Annotated in this window: 9 protein-coding genes; all 9 read right to left on the bottom strand. The window is 61.5% G+C overall.

The features are described from left to right. Positions 1 to 82: 82 nt before the first annotated feature. The gene (locus tag ACODTD_RS19380; protein ID WP_489105099.1) at positions 83 to 1,879 is read right to left on the bottom strand and encodes an acyl-CoA dehydrogenase C-terminal domain-containing protein; all 1,797 of its coding nucleotides are present in this window, start codon (positions 1,877 to 1,879) and stop codon (positions 83 to 85) included. Positions 1,880 to 1,969: 90 nt separating this feature from the next. Beyond that, positions 1,970 to 3,259, bottom strand: a complete 1,290-nt coding sequence (locus ACODTD_RS19375) for a GGDEF domain-containing protein (protein ID WP_201817823.1) — start codon at positions 3,257 to 3,259, stop codon at positions 1,970 to 1,972. A gap of 210 nt (positions 3,260 to 3,469) precedes the next feature. Then, positions 3,470 to 5,584, bottom strand: coding sequence for a cytochrome-c peroxidase (locus ACODTD_RS19370; RefSeq protein ID WP_064380303.1), 2,115 nt, complete (start codon positions 5,582 to 5,584; stop codon positions 3,470 to 3,472). 260 nt (positions 5,585 to 5,844) lie between these two features. After that, on the bottom strand, positions 5,845 to 7,650 hold the full coding sequence (locus ACODTD_RS19365) for a phenylacyl-CoA dehydrogenase (RefSeq protein WP_011336238.1): 1,806 nt from the start codon (positions 7,648 to 7,650) through the stop codon (positions 5,845 to 5,847). A 275-nt stretch (positions 7,651 to 7,925) separates the two neighbouring features. Then, positions 7,926 to 8,222, bottom strand: coding sequence for a pyrroloquinoline quinone biosynthesis protein PqqE (locus ACODTD_RS19360; protein ID WP_489105098.1), 297 nt, complete (start codon positions 8,220 to 8,222; stop codon positions 7,926 to 7,928). Positions 8,223 to 8,328: 106 nt separating this feature from the next. Further along, entirely contained in the window at positions 8,329 to 9,009 is a 681-nt protein-coding gene (gene bioD / locus ACODTD_RS19355) for a dethiobiotin synthase (RefSeq protein ID WP_011336240.1), read from the bottom strand. Beyond that, entirely contained in the window at positions 9,006 to 9,812 is an 807-nt protein-coding gene (gene bioC / locus ACODTD_RS19350) for a malonyl-ACP O-methyltransferase BioC (RefSeq protein ID WP_011336241.1), read from the bottom strand. The genes bioD and bioC overlap by 4 nt, the downstream gene beginning before the upstream one ends. Next, on the bottom strand, positions 9,805 to 10,536 hold the full coding sequence (locus tag ACODTD_RS19345; RefSeq protein ID WP_011336242.1) for an alpha/beta fold hydrolase: 732 nt from the start codon (positions 10,534 to 10,536) through the stop codon (positions 9,805 to 9,807). Before ACODTD_RS19345 ends, bioC begins: the two co-directional genes overlap by 8 nt. Next, positions 10,529 to 11,707, bottom strand: coding sequence for an 8-amino-7-oxononanoate synthase (bioF, locus tag ACODTD_RS19340; protein ID WP_011336243.1), 1,179 nt, complete (start codon positions 11,705 to 11,707; stop codon positions 10,529 to 10,531). Before bioF ends, ACODTD_RS19345 begins: the two co-directional genes overlap by 8 nt. Between the last annotated feature and the right edge of the window lie 52 nt (positions 11,708 to 11,759).

The following is an 11,759-nucleotide window of genomic DNA, read 5'->3' as shown; positions in this document are numbered from 1 at the left end:
ACTGATTTGTTATTTTTAGTCACCAGCAATCAACCATAAAGAAGCCCGCAATCAGCGGGCTCTTTTGTTTAACAGTGGCGTGTTACAGCGCGAACAACTGCGCCGGCAGTTTCATCAGGCAATCGCTACCCGCCTCGATCGCCGAACGATGCGCAGCGGTGCGCGGCAGCAGACGCTTGAAGTAAAACTCGCACGTCGCCAGTTTGCCCTGGCAGAAATCGCCATCCCCCTCGCCCGACTCCAGCTGCGCCTGGGCAACCAGAGCCATGCGCAGCCACAGGTAGCCGAGAACGATGTAACCGCTGTACATCAGGTAATCCACCGACGCGGCGCCGACTTCATCCGGATTTTTCATCGCGGCCATACCGACCTTCATGGTCAGCTCGCCCCACTGCTGATTGAGACCATCAAGCTGCGCGACAAACCCGCCCAACTGCGCATTCCCGGCGTTGGCGGCGCAGAACTTGTGGACGATTTTGGTGAAGTTGCGCAGCAGCTTTCCCTGGCTGCCCAGCACCTTGCGCCCGAGTAGATCCAGCGCCTGAATGCCGTTTGTGCCCTCGTAGATCGGCGCGATGCGGCAATCACGAACCAGTTGTTCCATGCCCCACTCGCGGATAAATCCGTGGCCACCGAACACCTGCATGCCGTGGTTGGTCACCTCAAGGCCGGTGTCGGTCATGAACGCCTTGCAGATCGGCGTCAGGAACGCCAACAGGTCTTCGGCTTCCTGACGCGCCTCGGCGTCCGGGCTCAGGTGCGCGACATCGAGCATCTGCGCGGTGAAATAAGTCAGCGCGCGGTTGCCTTCGTTGAAGGCTTTCATGGTCAGCAGCATGCGTCGCACGTCCGGATGGACGATGATCGGGTCGGCCGGTTTGTCCGGGGACTTGGCACCGGTCAGGGCCCGCATCTGCAAGCGGTCGTTGGCGTATTTGATTGCGCCCTGGAAGCTTGCCTCGCCCAGACACAGGCCCTGCATCCCGGTGCCGAGGCGCGCGTGGTTCATCATGGTGAACATGCAATTCAGGCCTTTGTTCGGCTCGCCGATCAGGAAACCTTTGGCGTCGTCGAAGTTCAGCACGCAGGTGGCCGATGCCTTGATGCCCATTTTGTGTTCGATCGAGCCGCAGGAAACGCCGTTGCGCTCGCCCGCTTCACCGGAGGCGTCCGGGAGAAATTTCGGCACGATGAACAGCGAAATGCCTTTGGTGCCCGCCGGTGCGTCCGGCAGTTTGGCCAGCACCAGATGAATGATGTTGTCACTCATGTCGTGCTCGCCGGCGGAGATGAAAATCTTGCTGCCGGTCACCGCATAACTGCCGTCGGCCTGCGGCACCGCGCGGGTCTTGATGATGCCCAGGTCGGTGCCGCAATGGGCTTCGGTCAGGCACATGGTGCCGGTCCACTGGCCTGCAGTAAGTTTGCGCAGATAGGTGTTTTTCTGTTCTTCGGTGCCGTGGGCGTGGATCGCCGACATGGCGCCGTGGGTCAGGCCCGGGTACATGCCCCAGGAGGTGTTGCTGGAGGCGACCATTTCGCTGATCACCAGCCCCAGCGAACTCGGCAGCCCCTGGCCACCGTAGGTCGGATCTGCCGCCAGACCGTGCCAGCCACCTTCCACGTATTGTGCGAAGGCCTGCTTGAAGCCTGTAGGCGTTGTCACCACACCATTGTCGAAATGGCAGCCCTCTTCGTCGCCGCTGCGATTGAGCGGTGCCAGAACGTTCTCACAGAACTTCGCGCCCTCGTCGAGGATCGCGTTGATCATGTCCGGGCTGGCGTCGTGGGCGCCGAGGGCCGCGTACTGAGTGTGGAAGTCAAAGACGTGGTCGATCAGAAAGCGCATGTCGCGCAGGGGAGCTTTGTACTCGGGCATGGTGGCTTCTCCTTCAGCAGATTGCTTCAACCTACTGCCGGCCACCCTGCCCCACAATCACTGTCCAGACGCTGAATGCGCCGTCATCACTCAACCTGCGGCGTTGTCCATGCGCACCGCGCCACGGCGGTTCTGCCCGAACGCCATCACACAGTTTCGCCCTGCGCCCTTGGCGCTGTAGAGCGCCTGGTCGGCGGATTTCAGCACTTCTTCCGGGGTGCGCTGCTCCAGACGCTCGGCCACGCCGATGCTGACCGTGACCGACACGCTGGACGCCCCCGAACCCGAGCGGCGCTGACGGCCCTGCTGATCATCCTGCGGGCGACTTTCCTGATTGCGCAGCTGAATGTTGTAGGACGCAATCGACTCGCGGATGACTTCCAGGTGCGGCATGCACTCTTCGAGGGTCTTGCCCGCAAACACCAGGGCGAATTCCTCACCGCCATAGCGATACGCCCTACCGCCGCCGCTGATTTTGGACAGCTTGCTGGCGACCAGACGCAACACCTGATCCCCCACGTCGTGGCCGTGGGTGTCGTTGAATTTCTTGAAATGATCGACGTCGCTCATCGCCAGCACATAGTTGCGACCCAGACGCTGCATGCGCTCGTTGAGTGCGCGGCGGCCCGGCAAACCGGTAAGTTCGTCGCGAAAGGCCATTTGATACGCCTCGTGCGCTACCGCTGCCGCAATCATCAGCATGACCTGGCTGCACATGATGTTCAGGGTGAACGGCAGGATGAAGGTTTTCGGCAGCATCCAGAACACCCCGAGCAACCCCACCAGTTGCGCCGCGTGCAGCGGACGCGGGTTGCGCCAGTATTGCCAGGCCAGAAGCAGGAACGCCGAGATGAACACCGGATACGACAACTGGATCAGGCTCATCCACGCGCCGTGCAGCGCCGGCCAGCGGATCTCGGAAAGCCACATCAGCAAGGCCTGCGGGTAGCTTTGCTCGAGCCCCAGCGCCACGCTGCCAAAGGCCAGCAGCACGGCGAAGCGCGCGATCATGTCCTGAAACAGATGCGTGCGTTCCTGCCATGCGGCGAACAGACCGAACAGCAACGGCAGCAACAGACAGACCAAGTGGAACACCACGGCCGCATCTTCGCGCACCTTGCCGTTGTCGCGGTAATAGTCAGTCTGGGTGTCGAGCAGGAAGTAGGCGATGTACACCGTGACCATCAGAAACAGCTCGCGCTGGCGTCGGTAAACCGCACAGTACGAACCGCCCAACAGCAGCACCAATGTCGGCAACACGTTAAACAGCGAGGTGAAGAACACGTTGAGGTCTTTGACGTACGCAGCCGCTAACCCCGCGAGCAACAACAGCAGTGACGGCAGGAAATGACTGAAACGTACAGCGGAAGAACGCGGCAAGGGTAAAAGCTCCGACCCGTCATGGCAAAGAGATGGCATTGTGCCTGCAATGTGGCCAGTTAAGCACACACAATGTGATCCAGATCACAGGCTGTCTCTTTAACGGCCGAAATCGGCAGTTGCTGAGTAATTCAGTAAGGTTTTTTGCGCAATGGCCGCTAGACGGCCACCATGGCCATCATTCTTGATGGCCATGGTGTGTTTTTATGCTCAGAGATCGTTGTAGAACGGCTGCAATGGCCCCTCTGCCGCCGGCCGGCCTTCAGCACCGTAAGGCTTGAGATTGAGCGATGCGTCCATCGCCTGACGGGTCGTGACTTTCGGACTGGCCGGACGCTGGGTCACGGCATTTTCATCGCCGATGTGGCCCTGCGGAATCACCAGCGACGGATGATCGAACGGTGCGCGCTCCCATGCCACGCGAGGATCGGTCAGGCCGACCTCCATGAATTTCACCAGCGCGTCGATTTCATCGGGCGTCAGGTTCAGCGCCGTCATGTCCGGGTCGAGGTTGGAAGTGTTGTGCTGGTTCACCGCCGGATGCTCAAAGCCGCTGGTGTTGTTGGCATCTTCACCGCGCCGGTCACCGCCACGGTTGTAGAACTCCATCACCTGCTTGAGCGTCGAGCGGCTGCCGTTGTGGAAGTACGGCCCGGTCAGGGCGATGTTACGCAGGGTCGGGGTCTTGAATGCGCCGTCGACCGAGTCGCGGAAACCGACATTCGGTTTGAGCGTGGCATCGCACGGAATCGCCGCACTCAACGGTGCCTCGAACGTGCAGACATCGACGTCCAGCGGATCGACCGAGCGACCGCCCTGCAACACGCTGTTGTACTGCCGGGTGAACGACCATGGATTGCCCCAGGCATCCGCGCCGCCGAGGGCCAGGTCTTCCGAGGTCGGGCGCACACCGGTGTTGTAGAAGCCGTTGTCGTAAAGGGTGGTCAGGTTGTCGGCCATCACCATCCGCTCAATGCGTTCGCGCGGGTGCATCAGCAGGCGGCTGGCGGCGTTGGTCAGCTCCGGACCGCCGTGGCAATTGACGCATTTGCCCTTGCCGAGAAACAGGTTCATGCCCTCCACCTGTTGCGCGTTCATTGCCGTGTGATCGCCCTGCAGGTAAGCATCGATCGGCGCCTGATCGGACACCAGCGTCGCCTCATACATCTGGATCGCCAGGCCGAAAAACAGCGGGAAGTTGGCCTCCATCTGGGTGTACGGCACGCCGCCCACCAGAACGTTTTGCGTGGCGTTCCACAGCCGGGGCTGGAAGGCGTTCTTGATCAGTTCGCGATAGGTCGGCCGCCGTGCGCCCGATACTGGAGCCAGCACCGAGTCGGTGGATGAAATCCTTTGCTGCTTTAGCATCAGCGTGTCGAGCATCCTGCGGCCGATGTCGGCAAAGGTACGGCCACCGCAGGACATTTCCACCGGGCTGCCGGGCGGGCCGACGGCTTGCGAGGCGGCAGACGCATCGTTGAGCGCCAGCCGCACTTTGGTCGCAACCGTGCTGCGTTCGCTGGTCACGTAGATCCCGGCATCCGGATCGCGATTACCGAACGGCGAGAAGCCGTTGAACACGTTGTTGGCCCGACCGTCCCAGAAGTTGCGCACGTTGAACGCGGCATTGATCACCGACGGCGCATTGCGCCCGGTGCTGCGACGCACGTTGATGCCACCGACCTGGAAAATACCGTCCGGCTGCTGAGTACATTTGTCGAAACGCGCCTGATTGGGTTTGACGAAGTTGGCGTCGAACACGCCTTGCGAGCCGACCACATCGTCCGTCGAGTACACGATGGGCGAGTTGCGCTCCAGCGGATTGCTCAGCACGTGGGTCGGGAAGTCGGTTTTCTTCAGCGTGTAGTTCGGGCCGCCCTTGCCGCCGGACAACGTCGCGTAGGACGCCACATCACCGGGAATGTCCGAGGCTACAAACGGCTTGTTGAAGATCGACGCGACATTGGCGTTGGTATGGGCCTGGCCGGGGTTGAGCTGGTTGGTGATGCGGTGGTCGACGCCGGCGTGGTAGTGGCAGGAAGCGCATGCCGTGGAGCCGTCGCTGCCGATCTCCATGTCCCAGAACAGCGCTTTGCCCAGCAGGATCGCGGCCTGGCGATTGAGCACGTAGTCGGTCATCAGGTCGACCTTGCGCCCGCCTTCGGTTCCGGACGGATCGGGGGGCACCATCCCGCGCAGTGATTGCAGCGAAGGCACCTCCGGCACGGGAGGATCGACCACGGCGGGGTCGGCGGCCCATGCGCTGTGGACTGACAGCGCGATGGGTAACCAGAAGGTCAAACGAGCGAGTCGACTGATGTTCATAGGCTTCACCCTGACTGTTGTTGTTAAGTGCCGGGCGTCTTGCTTCTTTGAGCAGGCAGTTCTGGTTAGCACCGGTAAATCGGGCAGTGCAATTAATTGGCCAGTCCTCTGGAAACATTTTGAATCAATAAGCGCAAGGGGTCGGCTGAGCAGCGACCTCATCAATGCTGGGGAATCAGCCCCGGGATTGGGGAAATCCGGGCACAAAAAAACCGCTGCCCCCGAAGGAGCAGCGGTTTTTCGAAAGACCGCGTTAAGGCTTAGTAGCCCAGTGCGAAGTCTTCTTCTTTCATGTCCATCAGGTTGTTGGCGCCCGACAACATGGTGGCCACGTGCGTACGGGTACGCGGCAGGATGCGCTGGAAGTAGAAGCGCGCGGTTTGCAGCTTGGCGGTGTAGAACGCCTCGTCGGTGGTGCCGGCAGCCAGTTTTTCGGCAGCCAGACGCGCCATGTCAGCCCAGAAGTAGGCCAGGCAGGCGTAACCGGAGTACATCAGGTAGTCCACCGAGGCCGCGCCGACTTCTTCGCGATCTTTCATTGCAGCCATACCGACCTTCATGGTCAGCTCGCCCCACTCTTTGTTCAGTGCAGCCAACGGTGCGACGAATTCCTTGACGGCTTCGTTGCCTTCGTTGTTCTGGCAGAACTTGTGGACGATCTTGGTGAAGCCTTTCAGCGCCTCGCCTTGAGTCATCAGCACTTTACGGCCCAGCAGGTCGAGTGCCTGGATGCCGGTGGTGCCTTCGTACAGCATCGAGATGCGGCTGTCGCGAACGTTCTGCTCCATGCCCCACTCGGCGATGAAGCCATGGCCGCCGTAGATCTGTACGCCGTGGTTGGCGGATTCGAAACCGACTTCGGTCATGAACGCTTTGGCGATCGGAGTCATGAAGGCCAGCAGTGCGTCGGCTTTCTTCTTCTCTTCTTCATCCACGCCGTATTTGACGATGTCGACCTGTTTGGCGGTGAAGTACACCATCGCACGGTTGCCTTCGGCAAATGCCTTCATGGTCAACAGCATGCGGCGTACGTCTGGGTGAACGATGATCGGGTCAGCGGCCTTGTCCGGCGCTTTCGGGCCAGTCAGGGAACGCATTTGCAGGCGATCGCGAGCGTATTTCAGGCCGCCCTGGAAACCGATTTCGGCGTGGGCCAGACCTTGCAGTGCGGTACCCAGACGTGCGGTGTTCATGAAGGTGAACATGCAGTTCAGGCCTTTGTTCGCCGGGCCGATCAGGAAACCGGTCGCGCCGTCGAAGTTCATCACGCAGGTCGCGTTGCCGTGGATGCCCATCTTGTGTTCGATCGAACCGCAGGTCACGGCGTTACGGGTACCGACGGTGCCGTCGGCGTTCGGCAGGAACTTCGGAACGATGAACAGGGAAATGCCTTTGGTGCCGGCCGGTGCATCCGGCAGGCGGGCCAGTACGATGTGGACGATGTTGTCGGCCATGTCGTGTTCACCGGCCGAGATGAAGATCTTGGTGCCGGAAACTTTGTAGGAACCGTCGGCCTGAGGTTCGGCCTTGGTGCGCAGCATGCCCAGGTCGGTGCCGCAGTGCGGTTCGGTCAGGCACATGGTGCCGGTCCATTCGCCGGAGACCAGTTTGGTCAGATAGGCTTCCTGCTGCTCTGGGGTGCCGTGTTCGGAGATGGTGTTCATCGCGCCGTGCGACAGGCCCGGGTACATGCCCCACGACCAGTTGGCTTCGCCGACCATCTCGCTGACAGCCAGACCCAGCGACTCAGGCAGCCCCTGACCGCCGTGCTCGACGTCATGGGCCAGACTTGGCCAGCCGCCTTCGACGAATTGCTTGTAGGCCTCTTTAAAGCCGGTCGGGGTTTTCACGCCGGACTCGCTCCAGGTGCAGCCTTCGGTGTCACCCACGCGGTTCAGCGGTGCCAGCACTTGCTCACAAAACTTGGCGCCCTCTTCGAGAATGGCGTCAACCATGTCCGGCGTTGCTTCTGCGCACGCTGGAAGGCTCTGATAGTGCGCTTCGTAGCCGAGCAGTTCGTCACGAACGAAGCGAATATCACGCAAGGGGGCCTTGTAGTCAGGCATAGCGATAAACCTCTGCTGATGTAACCGGGAATGAACGACCGCATTGATTTGTTGTGACGGTCAAACAGTTGTTTGAAACATACGTTTACGCCGAAATCTTGTCAAGCGTCGTTCTTTTGCCATTCGTCATCACATTTTCCGAACGCCGGACACAGCAGCGCAACATGTGCCCGACCGAGCCATGTGCACTGAAAAAAGATTAGTTGAGGGAGAAGGACTTACAACGAAAAACGCCGCGAACAGTCGCGGCGTCTGGCAAAGCGCGGACAAAAAAATCAGGCGAACGTATCGATGATCGTACCGAGCATTTCATCGGAAGCCTTCGCGACTTTCGTGCCCAGCTCCACTTGAAACTTGCCTTGGGCCATCTCGGCCATGGCGCTGCCCGGATCCATTTGCTGGCTGCGATCCACTCCGCGCAGGCGATCGATCTGGGCTTCGGAAGACTGGCTGGTGACCGAGCGCTCGATGGTGTTGTTGGCGATCTGGTTGGCGGCCTGATCGACGCGGTTCTGCCCGGTCTGGATGGTGCTCAGACCTGCATAAAAAGCTGTGTTTCCGGAGATTTCCATGGGAGCTCTCATCCTTGGGAAGGATCGATGGGTGCCATTGAACCAGAGGCGTCAGAAAAACACCCGTCAAAAACACTAATGGCACAGTGCCTTGTCATAGCCAAAATCAGTCGAGCAGATCCAGTTGCAAGTGATCGGCGACCGCTTCAGCGCTAACCGCCTTCAGCTTCGGCACCCGCCCCAGGCACGGCGCCGGAATCCGCTCGGCGAGTGTCGCGAGGTTTTCCTCCAGCCGCGACGTCTTCGGATCAATGATGTTCGCCACCCAACCGGCCAGTTGCAGCCCGTCACGAGCGATCGCTTCAGCGGTCAACAGCGCGTGGCTGATGCAACCCAGACGCACGCCGACCACCAGAATCACCGGCAACTTCAGCGCAATCGCCAGATCCGACAGATTGTCCTGATCCGCCAACGGCACCCGCCAGCCGCCTGCGCCTTCGATCAGCGTGAAGTCGGCGTTCATGGCCAGAATCTCGCGCATCGGCCCCAGCAACGATTGCACGGTCAGCGCCACACCCGCCTCACGCGCTGCCAGATGCGGCGCGATCGCTGGCTCGAACGCCACCGGATTGACCTGTTGATACGTCAGCGGCAACGAGCATTCGGCCTGCAACGCCAGCGCATCGGAATTGCGCAGACCTCTGGGCGTCACCACGCAACCGGACGCTACCGGTTTGCCCGCCGCCGTACTCAGCCCCGCCGACCGCGCAGCGTGCAGCAACCCGGCGGCGACGGTGGTCTTGCCAACGTCAGTGTCGGTTCCGGTGATGAAATAGGCTGCGCTCATAAGGGTTTCTCCAACACGGCGTAGACCACCTGGTAGGTCGCCGGCAATCCCGCAGGCTGACGGAACTGCTCGTAGGCCTCGACCAGCCCCAGAATCCGCGCCCGCCCGGTCAATCCACCCGGCCGGCCAGGGTTCAGGTTATGCGCGCCCAAGGCCTTGAGTTCATGGGTCAGGCTGCGCACATCCGGGTAATGCAGCACATGCGGCCGGTTCTCCAGACAAACACTGCGCAAACCACTGGCCGCGCACAATTGCTCGTAGCGGGCGAATTCGCGGAAGCGGTTGACGTGCACCAGACCATCGACCTGACGCCAGCTATCGCGCAATTCGTACAGCGTCCCTGCACAAAGACTAGCAAACGCGAAAATCCCCCCAGGTTTCAGCACCCGAAACGCTTCGCCGAGCACCGCTTCGAAGTCCGCGCACCACTGCACGGCGAGGCTGGAGAAGATCAGATCGCAGGTCGAATCCTGTAATGGCAAACGTTCGGCATCGCCAGCAATAAAGTGCATGGCCCCACCCAACGGCCGCGCGTGATGGAGCATGCCCTCAGCGATATCCAGTGCCAGCCCCTCACCAAATCGCTCAGCCAGCGCCCGAGTGAAATACCCGGTGCCACAGCCCAGATCCAACCAGCGTGCCGGCCGAAAATCCACCGGCAAGCGATTCATCAACTGCGTACCGACATCGCGCTGCAACTCGGCGACGCTGTCGTAGCTGGCCGCTGCGCGAGAAAAAGAAGCCGCGACCTGGCGCTTGTCAGGCAAGCCGCCGGGCAACGCCGCGACAGACAAATCAGTCATCACCGCACTCACTTAAAAACGCCTGGATTGCACCCGCCACACCGTGGGGATCCTCCAGAAGAAACGCATGGCTGGCCTGCTCGATCAGGCCGACCTCGACATCCGCCAGCAACGCGAACAGCTCGCCCGCGGCCTCCGCCGGCACCAACCCGTCCAGCCCGCCGAACAGATGCAATTGCGGGCCACGAAACGCCTGCAAGGCAGCGCGCGTATCGATCTGCGCCAACAATTCCAGACCGGCCATCAACGCGGCCGGCGAGGTATTCGGCGCGCCGCCGAGCAACAGCCGCGACAAGCCGCGCGCATCTTGCGCGCCCTGGGCGCACAACAGAGAGAATCGCTTGAGGGTCGTGCGCGGGTCGGCGCTGCAGCCGGCCAGAAACGCATCGAAGGTCTCGCCGGGCATCGCGCTCTGCCACTGTTCATGGGCGACAAACGAAGGATTGCTCGCCAGGGTCAGCAAGCCGCAACAATGTTCGCCACGCCGCGCCGCCAGCTCGGACGCGAGCATGCCTCCCAGTGACCAGCCACCGAGCCATGCATCTTCGGAGATGCGCTCATCGAGCTCGTCGAGCCAGTCTTGCAGATCGCTGGAGTCCAGCTCCGGCAACGGCTCGATGTCGACCTGCAGGTGTTCGTCGAGTCCGCGCAACGCAGCGGCCAGCGGCTCCAGCGGCGAAACGCCGAGGCCCCAGCCCGGTAGCAGAATCAGGCGATCACGCATGGCTTGGCTCCGACTTGAGTTGCGCAAAGCAATCGGCCAGTCCTTCCAACAATAGCTGCACCTGTGCCTCGCTGTGAGCGGCGGTCAGCGTCACCCGCAACCGCGCGCTGCCGGCAGGCACGGTCGGCGGGCGGATCGCGGTGACCATCAGTCCACGCTCGCGCAGCATCTGCGACAGACGCACGGCGCGACCGGCATCGCCGATCAGGATCGGCTGAATCGGCGTGAAGCTGTCCATAAGTTCCAGACCGATCTGTTCGGCGCCGTGGCGGAACTGGCGGATCAGCGTCTGCAGATGTTCGCGACGCCAGTGTTCGCTGCGCAGCAGCTCCAGACTCTTCAAGGTTGCGCAGGCCAGCGCTGGCGGCTGGCTGGTGGTGTAGATGTACGGACGGGCGAACTGGATCAGGCTTTCGATCAGCTCTTCACTGCCGGCCACAAAGGCGCCAGCCGTACCGAACGCTTTGCCGAGCGTGCCGACCAGCACCGGCACGTCTTCCTGGCTCAAACCGAAATGCTCGACGATCCCGCCACCGTTTGCCCCCAGCGGGCCGAAACCGTGGGCGTCGTCGACCATCAGCCAGGCGCCTTTCGCTTTAGTTTCCCGGGCCAGCGCCGGCAGATCGGCGAGGTCGCCGTCCATGCTGAACACGCCGTCAGTGACCACCAGCGTATTGCCGGTGGCTTTCTCCAGACGCTTGGCGAGGCTGTCGGCGTCGTTGTGCAGATAACGATTGAAGCGCGCGCCGGACAACAATCCGGCATCCAGCAACGACGCATGATTGAGCCGGTCTTCGAGCACCGTATCGCCCTGCCCGACCAGCGCCGTGACCGCGCCGAGATTGGCCATGTAACCGGTGGTGAACAACAGCGCGCGCGGCCGTCCGGTGAGGTCTGCCAGAGCTTCTTCCAATTCGTGATGCGGGCCGCTGTGGCCGATCACCAGATGCGAGGCACCGCCGCCGACGCCCCACTTCGAGGCACCGGCGCGCCAGGCTTCGATCACTTGCGGATGATTGGCCAGCCCCAGGTAATCGTTGTTGCAGAACGCCAGCAGCGGCTGACCGTCGACCACCACTTGCGGCCCTTGCGGGCTTTCAAGCAGCGGTCGCTGGCGATAGAGATTGTCGGCACGACGGGCAGCAAGGCGTGCGGCGAGATCGAAAGACATGCAAGCCTCACGGGTGGCAAATGAATCAGCAGGCACCGCCCGAGGCAGCGCC

The organism is Pseudomonas sp. FG35 (genome assembly GCF_057809295.1).
The sequence above is the reverse complement of the archived record's forward strand: the minus strand, read 5'-3'. Positions and strand labels throughout refer to the sequence as shown.